This window comes from Kitasatospora sp. NPDC018058, assembly GCF_044327205.1.
Lineage (GTDB): Bacteria > Actinomycetota > Actinomycetes > Streptomycetales > Streptomycetaceae > Kitasatospora.
Genome location: NZ_JBIRFA010000002.1, coordinates 1 through 23,860 on the forward strand (window position 1 = coordinate 1; position 23,860 = coordinate 23,860).

Genomic DNA, 23,860 nt, shown 5'->3' on the forward strand with positions numbered 1-23,860 from the left:
AGTGAGTCCTCGGCACCCTCGTCCCAGTCTCCGCTCTCGTCCTCACTGCGCAGGTCGAGGATGAGGTGGGTCTTGGTCGTCCATGCCTCGAAACAGCGGCCGGCTTCGACCCGACCCGCTTCGACCTGCACCGGACGAACCAGCGGCTTCGCGCCCTCGACTGGTGAGCCCAACCGACTCGTCCGAGCCGGTGGACGCCAACGCTGACGCCAACCGGCATGGACGACGAGGGCCGAAGGCGGCCTTCCACGGACGACGGAATCACCCGAACCGGGGCATAGCGCGCCCCCAGGTTGGCCTGAAAAGCGGAAGGTCGCCGGTTCGACCCCGGCCCTGGCCACAATCGGAAAGCCCCCGTAGCGAGTTCGCTACGGGGGCTTTCGTCGTTCCGGGCGGCCGGGTCCCGACGCCGGGTGTCCGACGCCGACGGATCCGGGTCCGCTCAGGCGAGCCGGGTGGTGAGCCAGTCGGCGGTGGCGGGGAGCCAGTCGGGGAGGGCGGTGCCCAGGAGGTGGTTGCCGTGGGGGACGAGGAGGAGCTCGGCGTTCGGGGCGTGTGAGGCGAGGGCGGTGGCGTTGGTGACGCCCGGGATGCGGTCCTCACCGCCCTCGACCACCAGGAGGGGGAGGGTGATCGCCGGGGCGAGGGCGGTCAGGTCGACCCGGGCCGCGAAGGCGCGGGCCGCCTCGGGGCCACCGCAGCGCTGGGCGAGGGTCTCGGTGACGAACGGGACCAGGTGCCCCCAGTCCAGCCGGTACGGGCCGCTGACCGTCACCGCGGCGCGCAGCCGCGGCTCACGGGCGGCGGCCGTCGCGGCGTAGTAGCCGCCCAGGCTGAGGCCGATCACGGCGGTGCGGGCGGGGTCCAGGCCGTCGCGGTGGGCGAGCGCGTCCAGGGCGCGGCCGACCACCCGGTGGTAGTCCGGCTCCGGCGCGCTCGTGGCGGCCAGGACGCCCTGCCCGGGCCCGTCGATCGCGAGCACCGCGACCCCCCGGACCAGCAGGGCCTCGGCGACCGCGTGGAACTCCTCCTTGCCGGAGTCCATGCCCGGTACGACCACCACCACCGGGGCCGGCTCACCCTCCGGGGCCGGGCGGCGCAGCCAGCCCGCGAAGCCCTCGCCCTCCACCCGCTCCGCGGTCGGCTCCAGCAGCACCAGCGCCCGCCGCATCGCCTCGTCGGCCTCGGCGGCGAGCCGGGCGGCGGCTGCCCGGTCGGGGTGCGGGAGCAGCCCGGCGACGTGGAACCAGCGGGCGGCGTCGCGGTAGGCGGTTCCGGCGGTGACCGTACGGCCCTCGGCGGCGGCGCGCTCGGCCGCCACGGCGTACCGGCGCCCGGCGGCGCCGAAGGCGGCCGGCCAGTCGCGCAGGGTGGTCAGCGGGGCGGTCACCCGGGTGTACTCGTACGGGTCGAGGCCGGCGCCGTGGGCGCGGGGGCGGTTCTCCGCGACGAAGGCGGGCAACAGGCCGGGGGTGTCGAGGACGGACACGGTGGGAGTTCCTTTCGGGCGGGGTTCAGGCGACGGTCAGAACGGCCTTGCCGCGGATCCGGCGCTCTCGCAGGTCGGTGAGCACGGCGGCGGTCTCCGCCCAGGGCGCGACCCGGCCGAGCTCCGGGGTCAGCCGGCCCTCCGCCGCGAGGCGCACCAGGGTGGCCAGGTCCTCGCCGTCGGGCACGTCGGAGTCGGCGTAGTGGAAGTGCCGCAGGGTGGCCGACTCGGGGCCCTTGAAGAAGTCGAAGAAGTCGAGCGTGGCGGGCGTCCGGGAGGCCTGGCCGAACCAGATCAGGGTGCCGCGCCCGGCCAGCCGGGCCAGTGCGAGCGGCAGGGCGGTGCCACCGGTGGACTCCAGCACCAGGTCGTACGGGCCGCGCGCCTCGCCGAGGTCGTGCAGCACCTCGGCGGCCCCCAGTTCGGCCAGCCGGTGGCCGCGCTCCGGGGAGGCGGTGACGACGGTCAGCTCGGCCCCCGCCGCGGCGGCCAGCTCGGTGAAGTAGTGCCCCACCCCGCCGGAGGCCCCGGTCATCAGCACCCGCCGCCCGGCCAGCGCCCCGGCGGTCCGCAGCAGCCGCAGCGCGGTGAGGCCGGCCAGCGGCAGCGCGGCGGCCCGTACGGCGTCCAGGCTGTCGGGCAGCTCGGCGAGCGAGGAGGTCGGCACGCACACGTACTCGGCCCACCCCCCTGCCGGCGGATGGCCGACCACCCGTCGGCACACCCCTGGCCCCGACCCGTCGGCGGCGGCCTGCACGACCAGCCCGGCGACGTCCTTCCCCGGCCGCCACCCGGGCCGGGGCGCCTCCAGCTGGAAGGTCTCGCCACGGTTCACCGAGAAGGCCTCCACCTTCACCAGCGCCTCCCCGGCCCCCGGCCGCGGCTGCTCCACCTCCGTGAGCCGCACCGTCCCGCCCTCCGCCACCAGCGCCTTCATCCCCGCACTCCCTCCGCTTGATCGGCCTCCAGCTCACCGCGCCCGCCACCGGCCGGTCCAACAACCGGCGGCGGGCGACGACAACCGACGGTTGTCGGGCGGGGAGGAAGGGGGGTGCGCCACGGGCCGGAAAGCACCGGCCCCCCGAGCAGCGCCGCGAAGGCCCACACCGTGAACGCCCCACCGACGGCGCCTCCACGCCGCCCGCGCGCCCGGCCCACCGCCTAAGGTGCCCGGGTGGATCTGGATCTGGGGCAGGTGCGGGCGTTCGTCGTCACGGCCGAGGAGTTGCACTTCGGGCGGGCGGCCGGGCGGTTGGGGATCAGTCAGCAGGGGCTGTCGAAGCGGGTGGCGCGGCTGGAGGCGACGCTCGGGGTTCGGTTGTTGGAGCGGGATGCCCGCGGGGTGGGGCTGACCGGGGCGGGGCTGCGGTTCCTGGAGCCGGCCCGGCGGGTGCTGACGCAGGGGGAGCGGGCGGTGGCGTCCGTGCGGGGGGCCGGGCGGCCGTTGCGGATCGATGTGTGGGGGCACCTGTACGCGCCGATGCGGACGCTGGCGCAGGCGGTGGACGCGGCGCCGGGGCTGGAGGTGGAGCCGGTGCCGGGGCGGGATCTGCCGTCGGTCGCGGCGGCGCTGCTGCGCGGGGAGTCGGATGCGGGGTTCGGCCGGGTGCACGCCCTGCCGGACGGCGCCGACGCCGGGCTGAGGCACCGGCTGGTCCGGTTGGAGCCGGTGGACGCGTTGCTGTCCGCCGATCACCCGCTGGCGGGCCGGGACACCCTGAGCCCGGTGGAGTTGCGCGGCAGTGTGCTGCGCTATCCGGCGGCGGTGGACCGGCTGGACTTCCTGACCCGCTTCGCCGCCCGCTTCGGCATCACCGACCGGGTCGGTTCGACCAATCTGGGCCTGGAGCACTTCGTCGAGCAGGTCCGGGCCGATCCGACCTGTTTCTCGCTCGTCCCCGCGGACGGCCCGCTCCCCGACCGTCCCGGCGTCCGTACCGTCCCGCTGGCCGGCCCGACCCCGCTCTACGCCTGGTCGCTGCTCTGGCGGGCCGACCCGGGCACCGACCCGCACCCCCGGCTGGAGGAGCTGCTGGAGGCGTTCACGACGGAGGCGGCCCGCAGCCGGTGGCTGGAGTACGACCCGGTCCGCGACTGGCTCCCGGACGCCGACGAGGCCGCGCTCACCCCGCCAGGGCCTGGTACGCGAGCACCTCGAAGTCGCGCGCCACGGCCGGTGGAGCGGGGTTCTCGAACATCCGCTGGGTGAGCAGGACGCCGGTCAGCCGTTCGGTCGGGTCGTTGAACCAAACCGTGCCGAGTCCGCCGTCCCAGCCGTAGCGGCCGGGGGCGGCGAGGCCGGTGCGGGTGGTGGCGACGGAGACGCCGAAGCCCCAGCCAGTGAGCTCGTCACGCCCCAACAGCGGCGCGGAGGAGGTGAGTTGGACGGCGCTGAGGTGGTTGGTGGTCATCAGCTCGACGGCCGGCCGGGAGAGGACCCGGACGCCTCCGGCGCCCTCGCCGCCGGCCAGCAGCATCCGGGCGAAGGCGAGGTAGTCGTCCAGCGTCGAGACCAGGTCGCCGCCGCCGTCGTCGAGGCGCGCCTGCCGGGCCCAGGCGCTGTCGGCCGGGTCGTCGTACGGGACGAGCCGCCCGCTCGCCCGGTCGCGCACGTACTCGACGGGGAGCCGGTGCACTTGGTCGGCGGGGACGGTGAAGCCGGTGTCCCGCATGCCGAGGGGGTCGAGGACGCGTTCGCGCAGCACCTCGCCGAGCGGCTTGCCGCAGGCGCGGGCGAGCAGGATGCCGAGGACGGTCGAGCCGGTGTGGTAGTGCCAGCCCGCCCCGGGCTGGTGCAGCAGCGGCAACTCGCCGAGGCGGCGCAGGAATTCGTCCGGCTCGGGGTAGTCCGTCCGGGGCGGCCGGACGTCGACGCCGCGCTCGGCCGTCGCCCGGACGATCGGCGCGGACGGCGGGAGCATCGCGAAGCCGTAGCCGAGGCCGAAGGTGAGCAGGTCGCGCAGGGTGATCGGCCGGACGGCGGGCTCGGTGTCGTCGAGCTCGCCGTCCGGCCGGCGCAGCACCCGGCGGTCGGCCAGCTCGGGCAGCAGGTCGTCGACCGGGTCGTCCAGCCGCAGCAGGCATTCCTCGACCAGGGTGAGCGCGGCCACCGCGGTGACCGGTTTGGTCATCGAGGCGATCCGGAAGAGGGTGTCCCGCCGCATCGGGGCGGTGCCGGCCGTGTCCCGGCTGCCGAGCACCTCGACGTGGAGGTCGTCGTCCCGCGCGACGGCGGCCACCAGGCCGGGCACCCCGCCCCGCTCGACGTGCCCGGACAGCACGTCGCGCATCCGCCCCCACCGGTCCTCGGACAGACCCTTCGCGCCGCCCATCGGCCACCGCCTTCCCGATCGTCGACGCCTCGTCACGCCACCGGTCCACTGTGACGTGCGGTACTGACAATCGGGTGCGGCGGCGGCTCAACCCGTGCCCGGGCGCCGGATCACCACCAGGTGGTCTGGCTCCGCAGCACCGACCCGTCCGCGGCGTAGGAGGTGGCGGTGTTGTCGGTGGAGCCCGGCCTGCGGACGACGGCGTACCAGTGGACCGGGGAGTCCCCGACCGCGACCGGCACCGCCTCGACGGAGCCGCCGGTCTTCCAGGTGACCACGACCTTCGCGACCTCGGGTCCGACCGGGACGACCACCATGTCCGGGCGGCCCGCCTCCCCGACCACGCGGTTGAGCATCACGCCCTTGATGACGTCCTCCGATCCGCCCTTCGCCGTCCCGCCCGGGGCGGTGGTCGCCTCCACGAAGTCTCCGGGCTGCCGCTTGCCGTCCGCGGTCAGATAGACGTCGACCCGGTCCCTGTGCGGATCCCAGGCCGGGTTGCCGCTCTGTTCGGGGTTCGACGACAGGTCCGCGTCGGCGGCGCGCCGCTCCTCCCAGATCAGCCGGCCCTGCTTGAGGCCGTCCTCCGCGGTAGGGGCCGCCGGCCACAGGGCGACCCAGGCCTCCAGGGCGTGGCCGTTGACGGTGCCGTCGCGGACCTTGACCCGGATCGGTGTGAACGGGTCCCGCGCGGGCCCGGACGCAGCGGCCGAAGCCGTCGGGGTGGCCACCGCCGTCGGCGCACCCGCGACCGTCGGCGCACCCGAGGCCGACGATCCGCCCGAAGCGATCGCAGCCGCAGAGGAAACGGCGGCCGCCGGGGCGCCGCCGGCTCCCCGCCCGTACCCGCCGATCGCCGTCCCCGCCCCGGCCACGGCCACGACCAGCACCGCAGCCGCGCCACCGGTCAGCAGCCGCCGGCGCCGCAGTCGGCGCCGGCCCCCGGCCAGCAGCCGGTCGTACGGCACGGCGCCGATCTCAAGGCTCTCGGCCACGTCGCTCAGCCCGTACGACGCCGCGGCCTCGGCCCCGGCCATGTCCTCGTTGCTCATCTTCCGCCTCCGATGGTCGTCAGCTCGCTGAGTGAGGAGATCTCCCGGAGCTTGGCCAGTCCCCTGGCCGCCTGGCTCTTCACCGTGCCGACCGAGCAGCCCATGGCCGCCGCGGTCTGGGATTCGCTGAGGTCCTCCCAGTACCGCAGTACGACGGCCTCGCGCTGGCGGGGCGGCAGGGCGGCGAGCGCGGCGAGCAGCACGGCCCGGTCGTCCGGATCGGGCCCGGTCGGGCCGGGCCGGTCGGGGAAGGCCTCGACCAGGTACTCGGTCGGTCTGCGCCGGAACCGCCGGGCGTGCTCGTTGATCAGGATCCGGCGCACGTAGGCGTTCGGGTCGTCCGCGGCGCGGACCTTGTTCCAGTGGACGTAGGCCCGTTCCAGGGCCTGCTGGACCAGGTCCTCGGCGCCGTGACGGTCCCCCGCCAGCAGGTACGCCGTCCGCAGCAGCCGTGACCACGCGCTGCCGGCGAACGCCCGGAACTCCTCGTCCCGGGCGGTCTTCTGGGCTCTCATGAGCACCTCCTCGACCCCCTAGAGCCCGGAACCGCGGCCGACCGTTGCCCGTCGTTCGCGATTCCACGCCGGCGGCTGTGACACTGGAGGGGCTCGAAAACCGAGGTGCGCTCCGCTGTACCTCCTTGCGAACCTAGAGGGATGCCCGCAGTGAGTTCTCCCGCAGTCCAGTCCGCCCCCGCACCCGCCGAGGGTCCCGGAATCGGTGAGCTGGCCGCCCGCCTGCCCGAGCTGACCCTGCGCGACCAGGTCCGGATCGGGCGCCGGTTGGAGGGGGCCCGCCGGGTCCGCAAGGCCGAGGCCCGGCAGAAGGTCGCCGCCGAGATCGCCGCCGACATCGACCGCGCCGAGCTGCTGATCGAGCAGCGCCGGAACGCCGTCCCGAGGATCAGCTATCCCGCCGAGCTGCCGGTCAGCCAGAAGAAGGACGACATCCTGGAGGCGATCCGGGACCACCAGGTGGTGATCGTCGCGGGTGAGACCGGTTCCGGCAAGACCACCCAGATCCCGAAGATCTGTCTGGAGCTGGGCCGCGGCGTGCGCGGCCTGGTCGGCCACACCCAGCCGCGCCGGATCGCCGCCCGCACGGTGGCCGAGCGCGTCGCGGAGGAGCTGAACAGCCCGCTCGGCGAGGCGGTCGGCTGGAAGGTCCGGTTCACCGACCAGGTCGGCCAGGACACCCTGGTCAAGCTGATGACGGACGGCATCCTGCTGGCCGAGATCCAGACCGACCGCGATCTGCGCCAGTACGACACCCTGATCATCGACGAGGCGCACGAGCGCAGCCTCAACATCGACTTCCTGCTCGGCTACCTCAAGCAGCTGCTCCCCCGCCGTCCCGACCTCAAGGTCGTGATCACCTCCGCGACCATCGACCCGGAGCGCTTCGCCCGGCACTTCGGCGACGCCCCGATCGTCGAGGTCTCCGGCCGCACCTACCCCGTCGAGGTCCGGTACCGGCCCGTCCTGGAGGAGGACGAGGACGACGACGCCGCCGACCGCGACCGGGACCAGGTCCAGGCGATCTGCGACGCCGCCCAGGAGCTGCAGGACGAGGGCCCGGGCGACATCCTGGTCTTCCTCTCCGGCGAGCGCGAGATCCGCGACACCGCCGACGCGCTCACCAAGCTGAAGCTGCGCAACACCGAGATCCTGCCGCTGTACGCCCGGCTCAGCTCGGCCGAGCAGCACCGGGTGTTCCAGCGCTCCAACCTGCGCCGGATCGTGCTGGCCACCAACGTGGCCGAGACCTCGCTGACCGTCCCCGGCATCAAGTACGTGATCGACCCGGGCACGGCCCGGATCTCCCGCTACAGCCACCGCACCAAGGTGCAGCGGCTGCCGATCGAGGCGATCAGCCAGGCCAGCGCCAACCAGCGCAAGGGCCGCTGCGGCCGCACCTCGGACGGCATCTGCATCCGGCTGTACTCGGAGGAGGACTTCCTCTCCCGCCCCGAGTTCACCGACGCCGAGATCCTGCGCACCAACCTGGCCTCGGTGATCCTGCAGATGACCGCGGCCGGCCTCGGCGACATCGCCGCCTTCCCGTTCCTGGACCCGCCGGACTCCCGCAACATCAAGGACGGCGTGCACCTGCTGCACGAGCTGGGCGCGCTGGACCCGGACGAGAAGGACCCGCGCAAGCGCCTGACCCCGCTCGGCCGCAAGCTCGCCCAGCTCCCGGTGGACCCGCGGATGGCCCGCATGGTGCTGGAGGCGGACCGCAACGGCTGCGTGCGCGACGTCATGGTGATCGCCGCCGCGCTCTCCATCCAGGACCCGCGCGAGCGCCCCGCCGAGAAGCGTCAGGCCGCGGACGACCGGCACCGCCGGTTCAACTCGGAGACCTCCGACTTCCTCGCCTACCTGTCGATGTGGCGCTACATCCGGGAGCAGCAGAAGGAGCTCTCCTCCTCGGCCTTCCGCCGGATGTGCAAGGCCGAGTTCCTCAACTACCTGCGGATACGGGAGTGGCAGGACATCTACACCCAACTGCGCACCGTCGCGAAGCAGTTGGGCGTCACGATCGAGGAGCCGCATCCCGATGCCGAGCCGGACGCGGACCGGATCCACCAGTCGCTGCTGGCCGGCCTGCTCTCCCACATCGGTCTGTTCGACGTGGAGAAGCGCGAGTACGGCGGTGCGCGCGGCGCCCGCTTCGCGGTCTTCCCGGGCTCCGGCCTGTTCAAGAAGCCGCCGCGCTGGGTGATGTCGGCGGAGCTGGTGGAGACCTCCCGGCTGTGGGCGCGGATCAACGCCAAGATCGAGCCGGAGTGGGTCGAACCGCTGGCCGGCCACCTGATCAAGCGCAGCTACAGCGAGCCGCACTGGGAGAAGAAGGCCGGCGCCGTCCTGGCGTACGAGAAGGTGACCCTCTACGGGGTTCCGGTGGTCGCCCAGCGCAAGGTCAACTACGGGCGGATCGACCCGGAGCTCTGTCGCGAGCTGTTCATCCGCAACGCCCTGGTCGAGGGCGACTGGGAGACCCACCACCGGTTCTTCGCCGAGAACCGCAAGCTGCTCGGCGAGGTCGAGGAGCTGGAGAACCGGGCCCGCCGCCGGGACATCATGGTGGACGACCAGACCCTGTTCGACTTCTACGACGCCCGGCTGCCCGACGACATCGTCTCCACCCGGCACTTCGACTCCTGGTGGAAGAACGCCCGGCACGAGCAGCCGGACCTGCTGAACTTCGAGAAGTCGATGCTGATCAACGACGCCGCGGGCGGCGTCACCGAGGCCGACTACCCGGACCACTGGCAGCAGGGCAAGCTGCGCTTCAAGCTGACCTACCAGTTCGAACCGGGCAGCGACGCGGACGGCGTGACCGTCCACATCCCGCTGCCGGTGCTCAACCAGGTCACCGCGGAGGGCTTCGACTGGCAGATCCCCGGTCTGCGGGAGGAGCTGGTCACCGCGTACATCAAGTCGCTGCCGAAGGCGATCCGGCGCAACTTCGTCCCCGCGCCGGACTTCGCCAAGGCGGCGCTGCGCGGGGTGAAGGACCGCCAGGAGCCGTTGCTGCCGTCGCTGGAGCACGCCCTGAAGCGGCTGACGGCGGTCACCGTGCCGCCGGAGGCCTGGGACGACGAGCGGGTGCCGGACCACCTCAAGGTGACCTTCCGGGTGGTGGACGGCCGCCGCAAGCTCGCCGAGTCCAAGGATCTGGAGGAGCTGCGGCTGAGGCTCAAGCCGAAGCTGAAGGAGACGCTCTCCTCGGCGGCCTCCGGCCAGGGCATCGAGCAGGGCGGGCTGACCGCCTGGCCGGCCGGGCTGCCGGTGCTCCAGCGCACCTTCGAGCAGCGCTCCCGCGGCCACTCGCTGCGCGCCTACCCGGCGCTGGTGGACGAGGGGGCTTCGGTCGGCGTCAAGCTGTTCGACACCCCGGAGGCGCAGGCCCGGGCGATGTGGGAGGGCACCCGCCGGCTGCTGATGCTGACCGTCAACTCCCCGGCCAAGTCGATCCAGGGGCGGCTGGGCAACCAGGCGAAGCTGGCGCTCTCGCACAGCCCGCACGGTTCGATCACCGCCCTGTTCGAGGACATCGTGTCGGCCGCGACCGACCGGCTGATGGCCCTGAACGGCGGCCCGGCCTGGGACGAGGCGGCCTTCGGCAAGCTGCACGACAAGGTGCGCGCGGACCTGTACGACCTGTCCGCGGACACCACGCTGAAGACGGCCACCGCGCTGATCGCCTTCCACAAGGCCTCGACCCGGCTGAAGACGGTGAGCAGCCCGGTGCTGCTGAACGCGGTGAACGACATCCGGCTGCACCTGGCCTCGCTGGTGCACCCGGACTTCGTGACGGCCACCGGCTGGCAGCGGCTGCCCGACCTCAAGCGCTACCTGCTGGCGGTGGACCGCCGGCTGGAGGCGCTGCCCAACCACCCCCAGCGGGACGCCCAGCAGCTGCTGAAGGTCCAGCAGGTGCAGCAGGCCTACGGGGAGCTGCTGGCGGCGGTGCCGGCCGGACGCCGACCGTCGGAGGAGGTGCGGGCGATCCGCTGGATGATCGAGGAGCTGCGGGTCAGCTTCTTCGCCCAGTCGTTGGGCACGCCGAGCCCGGTCTCGGAGAAGCGGATCGTGAAGGCGATGGAGGCCGCCCGGGCGACGCTCTGACCCGGGCGGCGGGGCGACGCCCTGAGCTGCGGGTGGGCCTTCAGGAGTCAGTTCGACCTGGGGGCCCACCATGGGCTACGATCTGTCTTGTTCGCAGCGCGGCAAGCGAGTGAACGAGATCAGAACACTCTGGTCCCGTGGAGCAGTTGGTTAGCTCGCCACCCTGTCAAGGTGGAGGTCGCGGGTTCAAGTCCCGTCGGGATCGCCGTAGTGCGAGAGGCCCGGAACCGTCAGGTTCCGGGCCTCTCGCGTTTTTGCCGTCCGGCTCGTACCCCGGACTAGGTCCAGACCACAAGTGACGAACCGCGTGACAGTCGTCACTCACCCCCTCCGTGAATCGGACCCGGAAAGACCCCTCGGAGACCCCAGTAATTTAATATGTAAAATTGCACTGTTATTCACTGTAAATCCCCCCCGCCCCATTCGCATCAAATCGTTATCCGGAGCTCGCCATTCCGACCGACCGGAAGGCGCCCGGGAGCCGGGCGCCGGGCACGACAAAGGGGCCGCTAACCGGACCCGGCGGAGTCCGGTTAGCGGCCCCTTTAAAGAGCCTTTGGCCTATCAGGCCTCAGTGCGCTGAGCGGGAATCCCGGCCAGCAGAGCGCGCACCTCCGCCTCACGGTAACGGCGGTGACCACCGAGCGTGCGAATCGACGTCAGCTTGCCGGCCTTGGCCCAGCGGGTGACCGTCTTCGGGTCCACGCGGAACATGGTGGCAACCTCTGCCGGCGTCAGCAGCGGCTCAGCATCAGGGGTACGAGCGGTCATGAGCGGCCTCCTCGGGAGAACCGAACCAGGGCGGTTCTATCCTTCAAATTCTGCACCTTGGCCCGCGATGCCCGAAATGGCATAGACGGGCCGAGTCGGTTATAGGACGAACGGCTTGTCCTGGTGTCTACAACTACACCATCCGTCCAGCCCTATCGACCAAACCGCCAAAATTGACCCCTCACGGGCTCAAGGCCGACGGATGGCGATGGACCACCCCATAACGGACAGTCACGCGATGGTGACATCAGGTTACGAGGGGACCAGACCCTACCGTTTCCCCGCAAAGCACGCATCGATTCCAGAACCACCCAAAAGTGGGCACGCTCACGTGAAGTTGGGCTGGTTGTCCCATTTTTGCACATAGGGGTAAGTTCGCGTCAACGGTGAGTAGTGTCACGTTCGGCAGCTATTGACCCGAACCGGGACCTTGGTCATCGGAGTCGTACCCCGAGGACTCTTACAGTCATACACGGGCGATCGGACGTCAGTTCGCGTGCCGCAGCACCAACACCCGGCGCCACCGCGCCGTCAGCTCCCCGTACACGCGCAGCGCCTCCGCGGTGTCCCCCGCCCGCAGCGCGCGCAGCCCCTCCTCCAGCTCCCCCGCCGAACGGTCCGCCAACAGCCGCTCCGGCCCCAGCAGATGCACCAGCCCCCCGTAGTCCAGCTCCACCAGCGAGCGCGGGTGGAACTCCTCCAGCCACCGTCCGACCCGCTCCGCCCCCCGCACCAACTCCCCGTCCGGCACCGCCTCGCGCAGCGCCCGGAAGGCCCGCGCCACCCGCCGCCGCGCCTGGGCCATCGGCACCAGGTAGAACAGCGCCGCCGGCCGCCCCCGCTCCCCCTTCACCCCTTCCGCTCCCCCTCCCCCCGGCACGAAGCACCGGTCCTCGTCCCCGAACGGCAGGAACCAGCGCACCGGCACCTCCCACCGGCTGGTCAGGATCCACGGCCGGGCGTCCGGGTGCTCGGCCCGCCAGCGCTCCCGGTCCGCCTCGGCGGCCGCCCGGGCCACCGGCGGCACCGCGGCGTCCAGCAGGGCCACCGGAGCCCCCTCCCGCAGCTCCTCCAGCGCCTGCCAGCTCCGCAGCCTGGTCGCCCACGGGCAGACGTACAGTACGCCGTCCACCACCCGCAGGTAGGCCCGCCCGCTCTCCCGCTCCGGCAGCGCCCGGGGCGTGCGGGCGGCCAGCTCCGCGAGCGCCTCCCGCTGCTCCTCCAGCACCGCCGCCGCCACCGGCTGCGCCGCCTGCGCGGCGTCCGGCCCGTGCTCCGCCGCGTATGCCTGCCAACGCGCCCGCTCGGGCTCCGGGTACGCGGCCAGCGGCTCGTAGACCCGCAGGTGGGCGGCGTAGGGCGGCTGTACGGAAGTACGTACGACGGTCACGTCCTGCATGGTCGCACGGGCCGCCCGGCCCCGGGAGGGCGCGCCCCCGAACCGTTCGCGCCCGCACCGCGCACCTCTCCCGTCTCACCCCTCGGACAACCGGCACAAGCTCGGACAAGAGGGCGGATCGGCGGCCCGGGCGCGACTACTCTTCGCCATAGGCGCCCGCACCACAGCAGCGGGCCTTCCCTACTGGAGTCACCACAGTGACCGACGTACAGACCCCCGCCACGCACCCCGCACCCGGCGTGCTCAGCAGGATCTTCCGCACCGAGCAGGACGGCGCCCCCGGCGACGGCCACGAGCAGGTCGTCCTCTGCCACGACCGCAGCTCCGGGCTCAAGGCGATCATCGCCATCCACTCCACCGCGCTGGGCCCCGCCCTCGGCGGCACCCGCTTCTTCCCGTACGCCTCCGAGGAGGCGGCCCTGGAGGACGCGCTGAACCTGTCCCGCGGAATGTCCTACAAGAACGCGCTGGCCGGGCTGGACCTCGGCGGCGGCAAGGCCGTCATCATCGGCGACCCGAACAAGGACAAGAACGAGGCGATGCTCCGGGCCTACGGCCGCTTCGTGGAGTCCCTGCGCGGCCGTTACATCACCGCCTGCGACGTTGGCACCTACGTGCAGGACATGGACGTCATCGCGCGCGAGACCGAGTTCGTGACCGGCCGCTCGCCCGAGCACGGCGGCGCCGGCGACTCGTCCATCCTGACCGCCTTCGGCGTCTTCCAGGGCATGCGCGCCTCCGCCCAGGCCCGCTGGGGCCAGCCGACCCTGCGCGGCAAGCGGGTCGGCGTCGCCGGCGTCGGCAAGGTCGGCCACTACCTGGTCGGCCACCTGGTCGCGGACGGCGCCACCGTCGTCGTCACCGACCCCTTCGAGGCCGCCGTCAACCGCGTGCGCGCCGCCCACCCGGAGGTGGAGGTGGTCGCCGACACCGCCGCCCTGCTCCAGGCCAAGCTGGACGTCTACGCCCCCTGCGCCCTCGGCGGCGCGCTGACCGACGCCGTCGTCGCCGCCCTGGGCGAGTTCGGCACCTCCATCGTCTGCGGCGCGGCCAACAACCAGCTGGCCCACCCGGGCGTCGAGAAGGACCTGGCCGACCGCGGCATCCTGTACGCCCCCGACTACCTGGTGAACTCCGGCGGCGTGATCCAGGTCGCCGACGAGATCGACGGCTTCAACTTCGAGCGGGCCAAGAACAAGGCCACCAAGATCTTCGACACCACCCTGGAGATCTTCACCCGGGCCGCCTCCGACGGCATCCCGCCGGCGGTCGCCGCCGACCGCCTGGCCGAGAAGCGGATGCGCGAGATCAGCGCGCTGCGCACGGTCCTGCTGCCGGGCGCCCGCCGCGGCTGATCGGACCCGCTCCGATGATCGGATGCGCGGGGGGCTCCACCCGCCCTCCTTGCCCGCCCTCGGGCAGGAGGGGCCCAGACCCCCGCGCATCACGATGTGGAACCGGATTCTCACTTCTCCGCCCGAACGGGTGATCCGAGGTCCCCCTAGGGGGGATAATCAGTCCTGGAACGACGGACCTCAGACACCTCCGGACAGCGCGCAAATCGCCGCAAAACCTCCCCTGACCTGGGAAGACTTGGTCTCGGGTGCAGTCGGTGCGCGCCACGTCACACCGACGACGTACCGTCCAGCGGCGGAAACAGGTACCGTTAATGCTCCAAGGGACGGTCCTCCCATTCGGGCAGGCCGGTCCTGATCATGAACACGTGTCAGACTCGGGGCCGTGAGCCCCATCGTTGAGGGGGTCGACCCATGGGGCGCGGCCGGGCCAAGGCCAAGCAGACGAAGGTCGCCCGCGAGCTGAAGTACAACAGCGGCGGGTTCGACGCTAACCGTCTGTCCAACGAGCTGGGCGTATCGCCGTCCACGCCTTCGATCGAGCCGGAGCCGGTCGAGGAAGAGGACGACGACCCGTACGCGGAGTACGCCGCCCGCTACGCCGTCGACGACGAGGACGACAACGAGCCGGGTGCCGGGCCGTCGCGGGCCTCCCGCCGCTCGTAACCCACAGCTTCACCGGACCGGTCCGACGCCCACGGCGCCGGACCGGTCTTCGGCGTTCCCGCGTACCGTCCCCCTCCGACGAGGGGAGCGCTCCGCCTGACGTCTCCCCCTCCGGGGGACGTGAGAGGGCCCCTCCGGCGCGCCGGAGGGGCCCTCTCACGGTCTTCGACGAGCTCAGCCCGCATTCCCGGCGGCTCAGCCCGCGGTGAAGCCCTCGTAGGCGTTGTAGAGGGCCGCGCCGCCCTCGTGCGCGTCGGTGCGCTCGACGATGTCACCGAGCAGCCAGGCCTCGACGCCGCGGTCCTCCAGGATCGACAGCACCACGTCCACCGAGTGCGGCGGGACGACGGCGACCATGCCGACGCCCATGTTGAGCGTCTTCTCGATCTCCAGGGTGGCCACCTTGCCGACCTCGGCGACGGTCCGGAAGACCGGCAGCGGGGTCCAGGTGCCGCGGTCCAGGCGGGCGTGCAGGCCGTCCGGGATGACCCGGGCCAGGTTCGCCGCCAGGCCGCCGCCGGTGACGTGCGAGAAGGCGTGCACCTCGGTGGCGCGGATCAGCGCCAGGCAGTCCAGCGAGTAGATCCGGGTCGGCTCCAGCAGCTCCTCGCCGAGGGTGCGGCCGAACTCCTCGACCTTGCGGTCCAGCTTCCAGCCGGCCTCGTTCAGCAGCACGTGGCGGACCAGCGAGTAGCCGTTGGAGTGCAGGCCGGAGGCGGCCATCGCGATCACCACGTCGCCGGCCCGGACGCGCTCGGCGCCCAGCAGCGCGTCGGCCTCGACCACGCCGGTGCCGGCGCCCGCGACGTCGTACTCGTCCGGGCCGAGCAGGCCGGGGTGCTCGGCGGTCTCGCCGCCCACCAGGGCGCAGCCGGCCAGCGCGCAGCCCTCGGCGATGCCCTTGACGATCGAGGCGACCCGCTCCGGGACGACCTTGCCGACGCAGATGTAGTCGGTCATGAACAGCGGCTCGGCGCCGCACACCACGATGTCGTCGACGACCATGCCGACCAGGTCGTGGCCGATGGTGTCGTGCTTGTCCATGGCGGCCGCGATGGCCACCTTGGTCCCCACGCCGTCGGTGGCCGAGGCCAGCAGCGGGCGCTCGTAGTCCTTGAAGGCGGACACGTCGAAGAGGCCGGCGAAGCCGCCGAGACCGCCGACCACCTCGGGGCGGTTGGCCTTCTTCACCCACTGCTTCATGAGCTCGACGGCGCGGTCGCCCGCCTCGATGTCGACACCGGCGGCGGCGTAGGTGGCGCCACTGGAGGTGTGACGCGAAGCGTCTCCGTTAGGGGTGGCGGGGGGTGACGGGTGGGAGGTCACTGCGTGCGGCCCTTTCGGGTCTGGTGGGGGCGGTTCGTTACAGCGGAGGGGGGTGGAACAGCGGTGGGGTCCCGGTTCGCGGGACCCCACCGTGGACTCGTTACGGGCGGCGCAGCGCGTCGGCCGCGCCCGCCCCGCCGAGCAGTGACTGGACGCCGTCCAGGTCGCTGCCGCTGGTCGGCTTGCCGCGGACGGCGGGCTGCTGCTGGCCGCCCTTGATCTCGGCCTCCAGCAGGAGCTTGCCGAGCAGCGCCGGGTCCGGCAGCTCCATCGGGTACTCGCCGTCGAAGCAGGCCCGGCAGAGCTTGTCCTTGGGCTGCTTGGTGGCCTCGATCATGCCGTCGATCGAGATGTAGGCGAGCGAGTCGGCGCCGAGCGTGCGGCCGATCTCCTCCACCGTCATCCCGTTGGCGATCAGCTCCGCGCGGGTGGCGAAGTCGATGCCGAAGAAGCAGGGCCACTTCACCGGCGGCGAGGAGATCCGGATGTGCACCTCGGCGGCGCCCGCCTCGCGCAGCATCCGCACCAGCGCGCGCTGGGTGTTGCCGCGGACGATCGAGTCGTCCACGACCACCAGGCGCTTGCCGGCGATGACCTCGCGCAGCGGGTTCAGCTTGAGCCGGATGCCGAGCTGGCGGATGGTCTGGCTGGGCTGGATGAAGGTGCGGCCCACGTAGGCGTTCTTCACCAGGCCGGAGCCGTACGGGATGCCGCTGGCCTCGGCGTAGCCGATCGCGGCGGGGGTGCCGGACTCGGGCGTCGCTATCACCAGGTCGGCCTCGACGGGGGCCTCCTTCGCCAGGCGGCGGCCCATCTCCACGCGGGAGAGGTGCACGTTGCGGCCGGCGATGGAGGTGTCGGGGCGGGCCAGGTAGACGTACTCGAAGACGCAGCCCTTGGGCTTGGCCTCGGCGAACCGGGAGCTGCGCATGCCGTTCTCGTCGATGGCGATGAGCTCGCCGGGCTCGACCTCACGGATGAAGGAGGCGCCGCAGATGTCCAGCGCCGCCGTCTCGGAGGCGACCACCCAGCCGCGCTCCAGCCGGCCGAGCACCAGCGGGCGGATGCCCTGCGGGTCGCGGGCGGCGTAGAGCGTGTTCTCGTCCATGAAGACGAGCGAGAAGGCGCCCTTGACCTTGGGCAGCACGACCTTGGCCGTCTCCTCGATGGAGAGGTCCGGGTGGCCGGCCAGCAGGGCGGTCACCAGGTCGGTGTCGTTGGTCGCGGCGGTCCGGCCGGAGCGGGAGACGTGCTCCTCGCCGGGCAGTTCGGCGACCATGGCCGCCAGTTCGGCGGTGTTCACCAGGTTTCCGTTGTGCCCGAGGGCCAGCGAACCGTGCACGGTCGCCCGGAAGGTCGGCTGGGCGTTCTCCCAGACCGAGGAACCGGTGGTCGAGTAGCGGGCGTGTCCGACGGCGATATGCCCGTGCAACGACCCCAGCGAGGCCTCGTCGAAGACCTGGGAGACGAGTCCCATGTCCTTGAAGACGAGAATCTGGGAGCCGTTGCTCACTGCGATGCCCGCGGATTCCTGACCGCGGTGCTGCAGGGCATAAAGGCCGAAGAACGTGAGCTTGGCGACCTCCTCGCCGGGAGCCCAGACACCGAAGACGCCACACGCGTCCTGGGGGCCTTTCTCGCCGGGAAGAAGATCGTGGTTGAGTCTTCCGTCACCACGTGGCACGCCTTCGAGTCTAGGGCAGTTGGCACAGGCTTCCGGAACGCGGGACTGCGGGTTTGTCCGGTCCTCGCGGAGTAACGCGCGTAGACAAAACCCCTTACGGGCTGGGGATTTCGGGTGGGGGGAATTCCGGCGGGTGGCGGTTGGCCTTGCGGTTCGCGCCTGTTGGGGAGTTCGGTGCGCAGTTCCGTGTGTGGAACGGTGGTTGTCGGGGCGGGCTCGAACGTGAGCCTGCTCACCCGGGGTTCAGCCGGGGTTCACGCGGCGGGCCCCCTCCTCGGCGGCCTTCGCGCGGGTCTTCGCGGGGGTCTTCGCGCGGGCATTCGTACGGGTCTTCGCGCGCGTCCTCACGCGGCCGGCAGCAGCAGCCCCCAGGCGCCCGGGTGCACCGTCCAGGTCCGGGCGCGGACCGGGCCGACCGGGTGGCCGTCCGCCTCGTAGCCGAAGCCGCGGCCGACCACCGAGACGCTCGCGGCCCGGGCGCGCACGAGCGCCCCCGGCGCGCGGACCACCACCTCCAGCACGCCCTCGGCGTCCTCCCCGGCGCCCTCGGTGTCCCCGCCGCCACCCGGCAGGGTCAGCTGCACCAGTCGGACCGGCCGGTGCACGTCCGCGAGCAGCCGGCCGTCCGCCTCGACCCGGACCCGGGGGCTGCAATCGACGGCCTCCGAGGCGAGTGCGTTCGCCTGCTCAGCCGCAGCCAGTTTCGCCCATAGCGAACGCCAGCCACCCGGACGACCCACCAACCGGCGGGTACCGCCACCGGTGATCCGCACCCCGCCCAGCGCCACCCCGCCACCGTCGTCCACCAGCAGGTCGAAGGTGCGCGGCGCGCCCGAGAGCACCGCGCGCGCGGCCCGTACCGGCTCCCCCGGCACGCCGAGCGCACGGGCCGTCGTCAGCTCCTCCGTGCGCCCTACCGGAACCATGCCCACCGGATCCGCGCCCAGCTCACGGTGGCGATGCAGTGCCTGCAGCACCCGCTGCAGGGCGAGATCGGAACCGATCACCACCGGTCGCCGCCGACCCCGGTGCGAAAGCACCCGGTCGAGTTCGGACGGGCTCTCCGGATAGGCCACCTTGACGTCCGTACCCCCGCAGAGCACGTCCTTCGCGATCCGCACCGACTCGCCGTCGGTCCGCCGGGCCACCGGGTCGAGGAGCAGCAGGATCGGCTCGGGGCCGCTGGTTGCAGGCGTGGACAGGGACGACACGACCGGTCCTTCCTCAGGTAATCTCTCGGTGCAAGAGCCCCTTGCGCCATTGCGCCAGGGGCTTCGTCTATCTCGGGGCAGACAGCGGCCTACGCAGGATGCCCCAACCGGAAGGGGTGTACGCCTGTGCCGGCACTCGTGCTCGTTGGCGCTCAGTGGGGAGACGAGGGCAAGGGGAAGGCCACCGACCTCCTCGGCGGCTCCGTCGACTACGTCGTCCGCTACCAGGGCGGCAACAACGCCGGTCACACGGTGGTCATCGGCGACCAGAAGTACGCCCTGCACCTGCTCCCCTCCGGCATCCTCAGCCCGAACGTCACGCCGGTCATCGGCAACGGCGTCGTGATCGACCCGGCCGTGCTGCTCTCCGAGCTGGCCGGCCTGAACGAGCGCGGCATCGACACCTCCAAGCTGCTGATCTCGGGCAACGCCCACCTGATCACGCCGTACCACCGCACCCTGGACAAGGTCACCGAGCGCTTCCTCGGCAAGCGCCGGATCGGCACCACCGGCCGCGGCATCGGCCCGACCTACGCGGACAAGATCAACCGCGTCGGCATCCGGGTCCAGGACCTGTTCGACGAGTCGATCCTGCGCCAGAAGATCGAGGCGGCGCTGCACGACAAGAACCAGATCCTGGTCAAGCTGTACAACCGCCGCACCATCCCGGCCGACCTGGTGGTCGAGGAGTACCTGGGCTACGCGGAGAAGATCAAGCCCTTCCTCGCCGACACCACCCTCGTCCTGGACGAGGCGCTCAAGGCGAACAAGGTCGTCCTGCTGGAGGGCGGCCAGGGCACCCTGCTCGACGTCGACCACGGCACGTACCCCTTCGTGACCTCGTCGAACCCGACCGCGGGCGGCGCCTGCACCGGCGCCGGCATCGGCCCCACCAAGATCGACCGGGTCATCGGCATCCTCAAGGCCTACACCACCCGCGTCGGCTCCGGCCCGTTCCCGACCGAGCTGTTCGACGAGGACGGCGAGGCGCTGCGCCGCATCGGCGGCGAGCGCGGTGTCACCACCGGCCGCGACCGCCGCTGCGGCTGGTTCGACGCCGTCATCGCGCGCTACGCGACCCGGGTCAACGGCCTCACCGACTTCTTCCTCACCAAGCTCGACGTGCTGACCGGCTGGGAGCAGATCCCGGTCTGCGTCGCGTACGAGATCGACGGCAAGCGGGTCGAGGAGCTCCCCTACAACCAGTCGGACTTCCACCACGCCAAGCCGGTCTACGAGACGCTGCCGGGCTGGAACGAGGACATCAGCAAGGCGAAGACCTTCGCCGAGCTGCCGAAGAACGCCCAGGCGTACGTGAAGGCGCTGGAGGAGATGTCCGGCGCGCCGATCTCCGCCATCGGCGTCGGCCCGGGCCGGGACGAGACGATCCAGATCAACTCGTTCATCTGAGCCTGAGCGCCGTCCGAGCCTGAGCGCCGTCCGAGCGCTTCGAGGGCCCCGTGGGATTCGTCCTGCGGGGCCCTTCGCTTCGACCTTCGGACTTATTTGCACTAGTTCAAAGATCCATTGCATCTAGTGCAGAGTCACGCTACGTTCGGATCATGACCGCGAAGCTGCCCGCACCCGTCACCCTCACCGGCCGCCACATCCGCCTGGAGCCGCTGGAGCGCCGCCACCTCGCCGACCTGTGGGCCACCGTCGGCTCCGAGCCCGAGGTCTGGCGCTGGACCATGAACCTCCCGCCCGCCTCGGAGGAGGAACTCGGCAGGATCCTCGACGCCCGCATCGCCGAGGCGGCCGAGGGGGAATCGGTGCACTTCGCCGCCGTCGACCTCGCGAGCGGCACCGCCGTCGGCATCACCGGCTACCACGACTTCAGCACGAAGGACGAGTCCGTGGAGATCGGCGGCACCCTGTACGCCCGCTCGGTCTGGCGCACCGCGGTCAACACCGAGGCCAAGCTGCTGCTGCTCACCCACGCCTTCGAGGACCTCGGCATGGGCCGCGTCTTCTGGAAGACCGACGCCCTCAACGAGCGCTCCCGCAACGCGATCCTGCGCCTCGGCGCCCAGTTCGAGGGCGTCCTCCGCCGCCACCGGCTCCGCCCCACCGGCACCTGGCGCGACAGCGCCTACTTCTCGATGCTCGCGGACGAGTGGCCGGCCGCCAAGTCCCGCCTGACGGAACGCCTTTCGCGCGGGTGAGGGATGGTCAGGCCACCGGGAGGGCGGTCAGGGTCTTCTTGAGCCAGACGAAGAGGAACGTGCCGTTGGCGGCCAGTTGGCAGCTCTCCAGGGTCCGTTCGTCCGCCGTGCCCGGCTGGTAGGTCGGGTCGGTGAAGATCCACCGGAGGCGGCCGGTCGTGATGTCGATGGCGTGGACGCACGGTTTGCCCGCCTCCCCGGGGGTGGTCGACCCGGCGACGTAGAGGGTGCTCTTGACCAGGACCATGTCGACGTTCCAGTTGGGGTACCCGGGGGTCGCGCAGGTCCAACGGGGCTTTCCGGTGGCCGCGTCGCAGGCGGTGATGCTCTGGGAGCCGTCGTTCAGGTACACCGTGCCACCGGCCACCAGGAGCTTGCCGATCCGCCCGTGCTCGCTGTCGAGGCGCCACACCTGCTTGCCATCGGCCAGGTTGACCGCCTGGAGGTGGTAGCCGTCCACGGCACAGTAGGCGCGCTGGTCGTCGCACCACACCGGCCACGAGGCCTTGCTCCCGGTCTCAACCCGCCACAGGCGCTTGCCGTCGACGGTGCTGCGGGCGACCACCGCGAACTTGTTGTCCAGGTGCAGCAGGGTGGTGCCGCTGACCACGCCGACGTGGTCTTGGAGCGCGGCGTACGGGTCGCCCCCGACTTCCCGGTCCTCCTGGTACCAGAGCCGACTGGAGAGATCGTGTTTGAAGGCCACCAGTCCCGGGGTGTCGGTGGCGGCGCCCCCGCTGCCGGTCCTCACCGTGGCGAAGACCGCCTGTTCGGTCGCGGCGAGGAGGGCATTGATCTCGACCGTCCTGCCCCCGCCGAGGTCGGTGGACGCGGCATAGCTCGCCGAACCGTCTTCCGGTGCGATCCGCTCAAGCTTGGCACTCGCCTCGTACAGGTCGCCCCCGCCCACCAGGTAGCTGGCGCTCGACGTGTGCTGCCAGGCCGTGACACCGAGGTTGGCGTCCACGCCGAAGGTGTCGTCGGCCCGGAGGACGACCCGGTCGCCCACCACCAGCGGCGGACGCAGCCCCGAGTACTTGCCCTCGGTGGCCATGGTCCAGGCCGGCTTCGGCGCCGCCGGGAGGCTCGGGCCGACCGAGGGACTCCCGCCCGGGGTGCTGCCGCCCGGGGTGCCGCCACCCGGCTTGTCGGGGCGAGTGAGGGCCCACGTCGTTCCGCCGACGGCGGCGGTGGCGGCGAGGGCGCCGCCGGCCAGGAGGAAGCGGCGGCGGGAGGGGCGGGGCGGGGTCGGGGCGTTCAGCTGAGTGGGGACATACGTGGGTGCCGGGCCGTAGGGGACGTGCGGGACCGCCGGGGGCGCCGGGGTCCGAAGAGGGGCCTCCAGGTTCATCACCGCGGCCGCGTGGCGGGCCAGGGCGGCGGCGACCGGGGCGGGGAGCCATTCGGTGGCGGGGGCGCCGGTGGCGAGCCAGGCGCGCAGGTGGGCCGGGAGGGGGCGCAGGGCCGGGTCCTTGCGGAGGCAGTGCTCCAGGATGGCGCGCAGGGCGGGTGGGACGTCGGTGAGGTCGGGTTCCTCGTGCACCACCTTGTAGAGCTGGGCGGCGACGCCGGAGGCGCTGTCGAAGGGACCGTGGCCGGTCGCCGCGAAGACCAGGACGGAGGCGAGCGAGAAGACGTCGCCGGGGGCGCCGGTCGGACGGCCGGAGGCCTGCTCGGGGGACATGAAGCCGGGCGAGCCGACCACGATGCCGGTCTGGGTCATGCTGTCGCCGTCCATCGCGCGGGCGATGCCGAAGTCGATCACCCGGGGGCCGTCGGCGGCGAGCAGCACGTTGGAGGGCTTGAGGTCGCGGTGGACCAGCCCGGCGCCGTGGATCGCCTCCAGGGCCTCGGCCAGCCGGGCGCCGAGCGCCCGGACCGAGGGTTCGGGCAGCGGCCCGTGCTCGTGCACGGCTTCGGTGAGCGAGGGGCCGAGCACGTACGCGGTGGCGAGCCAGGGGGTGGGGCCGTCCGGGTCGGCGTCGGTGACAGGTGCGGTGTAGGCGCCGTCCACGGCCCGGGCGGCGGCTACCTCGCGGCGGAAGCGGACCCGGAACTCGTGGTCCTGGGCCAGTTCGGGGCGGACCACCTTGACCGCCACGGTGCGTCCGCCGGCGGACCGGGCCAGGTGCACCTGCCCCATGCCGCCGGCCCCGAGCCGGGCGATCAGGCGGTACGGGCCGACCGCCTCCGGGTCAGTGCTGTGCAGCGGCTCCATCTGTTCCCCCCGGCTCCCCCGACGAACGCCCCTGTCGGCATCGCCGGTGATCGTACGACAGCGGAGGGTCGGCAGGTTCGGGGCGGGTGCCCGGGCCCGGGCCGGGGGTTATTTCCGCTCGCTGGGAACGGAATGGCGGGGGGTGAAGTCGCGCTTTGCGGGGCGGGGCAACCGGGGTCGCATGTTGACCAGCCAGACCAGCCAGCCGACGAAGAGGACGGCGAGGAGGAGGGTGGACAACCCGGCGACCAGGAGGGCGTTCACCGGGTTGCGGAAATGCGGTGGGGAAGGGGGCGCGGAAGGCGGATAGGCGAGGAAAGGGGCACGGCTGTCTCCGGTCGGTGATGTCGAACGCCCTGACCATGCATCTGATGTGTCATCACGATTGATCGGCAGGGCTGATTGGCGACTTGGCGACTGTTTAGGCGACAACAAGTCAGCGAGTGACACGGACGACCATAGAGTCAGGGTGCCAGAGTTGCTACCGAGCGAGTGAACGTTCACTCCATCGTGGGGTATCCCCCGTTTCGCTAGCTCGGGCCCGGTGTCCACGGCACA

Annotated in this window: 18 protein-coding genes and 1 tRNA gene; 7 read left to right on the forward strand and 12 right to left on the reverse strand. The window is 72.1% G+C overall.

All coding sequences use genetic code 11. From position 1 onward, the window contains the following. Positions 1-442: 442 nt before the first annotated feature. Together ACH4E7_RS02520 and ACH4E7_RS02525 are read right to left on the reverse strand one after the other, a co-directional pair. Positions 443-1,489 (reverse strand): alpha/beta hydrolase family protein, encoded by a 1,047-nt coding sequence (locus tag ACH4E7_RS02520; RefSeq protein WP_396247156.1) that lies wholly within the window; start codon positions 1,487-1,489, stop codon positions 443-445. 25 nt (positions 1,490-1,514) lie between these two features. Continuing rightward, positions 1,515-2,426, reverse strand: coding sequence for a zinc-binding dehydrogenase (locus tag ACH4E7_RS02525; protein ID WP_396247157.1), 912 nt, complete (start codon positions 2,424-2,426; stop codon positions 1,515-1,517). Positions 2,427-2,663: 237 nt separating this feature from the next. Here ACH4E7_RS02525 and ACH4E7_RS02530 point away from each other — a divergent pair, with 237 nt between their 5' ends. Further along, positions 2,664-3,698 carry a LysR family transcriptional regulator gene (locus tag ACH4E7_RS02530; RefSeq protein WP_396247158.1) on the forward strand — a complete coding sequence of 345 codons (1,035 nt, stop codon included), beginning with the start codon at positions 2,664-2,666 and terminating at the stop codon, positions 3,696-3,698. On the opposite strand, the gene ACH4E7_RS02535 is transcribed toward ACH4E7_RS02530, so the two are convergent. The 3 genes from ACH4E7_RS02535 to ACH4E7_RS02545 form a co-directional block, all read right to left on the reverse strand. Beyond that, the gene (locus ACH4E7_RS02535; RefSeq protein ID WP_396247159.1) at positions 3,613-4,821 is read right to left on the reverse strand and encodes a serine hydrolase domain-containing protein; all 1,209 of its coding nucleotides are present in this window, start codon (positions 4,819-4,821) and stop codon (positions 3,613-3,615) included. The two genes, ACH4E7_RS02530 and ACH4E7_RS02535, sit on opposite strands and share 86 nt — an antisense overlap. A 110-nt stretch (positions 4,822-4,931) precedes the next feature. Next, positions 4,932-5,873, reverse strand: a complete 942-nt coding sequence (locus tag ACH4E7_RS02540; protein ID WP_396247160.1) for a hypothetical protein — start codon at positions 5,871-5,873, stop codon at positions 4,932-4,934. Then, entirely contained in the window at positions 5,870-6,388 is a 519-nt protein-coding gene (locus tag ACH4E7_RS02545) for a SigE family RNA polymerase sigma factor (protein WP_396247161.1), read from the reverse strand. Before ACH4E7_RS02545 ends, ACH4E7_RS02540 begins: the two co-directional genes overlap by 4 nt. A gap of 141 nt (positions 6,389-6,529) precedes the next feature. On the opposite strand from ACH4E7_RS02545, the gene hrpA reads away from it, so the two are divergent. Together hrpA and ACH4E7_RS02555 are read left to right on the forward strand one after the other, a co-directional pair. Further along, on the forward strand, positions 6,530-10,507 hold the full coding sequence (hrpA, locus tag ACH4E7_RS02550; RefSeq protein ID WP_396247162.1) for an ATP-dependent RNA helicase HrpA: 3,978 nt from the start codon (positions 6,530-6,532) through the stop codon (positions 10,505-10,507). Between the two features lie 131 nt (positions 10,508-10,638). Continuing rightward, positions 10,639-10,712: transfer RNA gene (locus ACH4E7_RS02555), tRNA-Asp, on the forward strand. A 359-nt stretch (positions 10,713-11,071) separates the two neighbouring features. On the opposite strand, the gene bldC is transcribed toward ACH4E7_RS02555, so the two are convergent. Further along, positions 11,072-11,278 carry a developmental transcriptional regulator BldC gene (gene bldC / locus ACH4E7_RS02560; protein ID WP_014137253.1) on the reverse strand — a complete coding sequence of 69 codons (207 nt, stop codon included), beginning with the start codon at positions 11,276-11,278 and terminating at the stop codon, positions 11,072-11,074. Between the two features lie 487 nt (positions 11,279-11,765). Next, positions 11,766-12,677: a hypothetical protein gene (locus ACH4E7_RS02565; protein WP_396247163.1), complete on the reverse strand. Its 912-nt coding sequence runs from the start codon at positions 12,675-12,677 to the stop codon at positions 11,766-11,768. Positions 12,678-12,874: 197 nt separating this feature from the next. Here ACH4E7_RS02565 and ACH4E7_RS02570 point away from each other — a divergent pair, with 197 nt between their 5' ends. Both ACH4E7_RS02570 and ACH4E7_RS02575 read left to right on the forward strand, forming a co-directional pair. Further along, a complete protein-coding gene (locus ACH4E7_RS02570) occupies positions 12,875-14,032 on the forward strand; it encodes a Glu/Leu/Phe/Val dehydrogenase dimerization domain-containing protein (protein WP_355673653.1) in 1,158 nt (385 codons plus the stop codon). A gap of 414 nt (positions 14,033-14,446) precedes the next feature. After that, the gene (locus ACH4E7_RS02575; RefSeq protein ID WP_396247164.1) at positions 14,447-14,698 is read left to right on the forward strand and encodes a DUF3073 domain-containing protein; all 252 of its coding nucleotides are present in this window, start codon (positions 14,447-14,449) and stop codon (positions 14,696-14,698) included. A 195-nt stretch (positions 14,699-14,893) separates the two neighbouring features. Here the strand turns inward: ACH4E7_RS02575 and purM are convergent, their stop codons facing one another. The 3 genes from purM to ACH4E7_RS02590 all read right to left on the reverse strand — a co-directional run bounded on the left by purM (position 14,894) and on the right by ACH4E7_RS02590 (position 18,919). After that, positions 14,894-16,024, reverse strand: a complete 1,131-nt coding sequence (gene purM / locus ACH4E7_RS02580; RefSeq protein WP_396247165.1) for a phosphoribosylformylglycinamidine cyclo-ligase — start codon at positions 16,022-16,024, stop codon at positions 14,894-14,896. A gap of 100 nt (positions 16,025-16,124) precedes the next feature. Then, a complete protein-coding gene (gene purF / locus ACH4E7_RS02585) occupies positions 16,125-17,708 on the reverse strand; it encodes an amidophosphoribosyltransferase (protein WP_355673656.1) in 1,584 nt (527 codons plus the stop codon). 344 nt (positions 17,709-18,052) lie between these two features. Next, entirely contained in the window at positions 18,053-18,919 is an 867-nt protein-coding gene (locus ACH4E7_RS02590; RefSeq protein WP_396247166.1) for a diacylglycerol kinase, read from the reverse strand. 126 nt (positions 18,920-19,045) lie between these two features. Here ACH4E7_RS02590 and ACH4E7_RS02595 point away from each other — a divergent pair, with 126 nt between their 5' ends. Together ACH4E7_RS02595 and ACH4E7_RS02600 are read left to right on the forward strand one after the other, a co-directional pair. After that, on the forward strand, positions 19,046-20,329 hold the full coding sequence (locus tag ACH4E7_RS02595) for an adenylosuccinate synthase (protein WP_355673658.1): 1,284 nt from the start codon (positions 19,046-19,048) through the stop codon (positions 20,327-20,329). A gap of 152 nt (positions 20,330-20,481) precedes the next feature. After that, positions 20,482-21,084 (forward strand): GNAT family N-acetyltransferase, encoded by a 603-nt coding sequence (locus ACH4E7_RS02600; protein WP_396247167.1) that lies wholly within the window; start codon positions 20,482-20,484, stop codon positions 21,082-21,084. Between the two features lie 7 nt (positions 21,085-21,091). Here ACH4E7_RS02600 and ACH4E7_RS02605 read toward each other — a convergent pair whose 3' ends face one another. Both ACH4E7_RS02605 and ACH4E7_RS02610 read right to left on the reverse strand, forming a co-directional pair. Next, positions 21,092-23,302: a PQQ-binding-like beta-propeller repeat protein gene (locus tag ACH4E7_RS02605; protein ID WP_396247168.1), complete on the reverse strand. Its 2,211-nt coding sequence runs from the start codon at positions 23,300-23,302 to the stop codon at positions 21,092-21,094. Positions 23,303-23,410: 108 nt separating this feature from the next. Further along, positions 23,411-23,566 (reverse strand): hypothetical protein, encoded by a 156-nt coding sequence (locus tag ACH4E7_RS02610; protein WP_396247169.1) that lies wholly within the window; start codon positions 23,564-23,566, stop codon positions 23,411-23,413. Between the last annotated feature and the right edge of the window lie 294 nt (positions 23,567-23,860).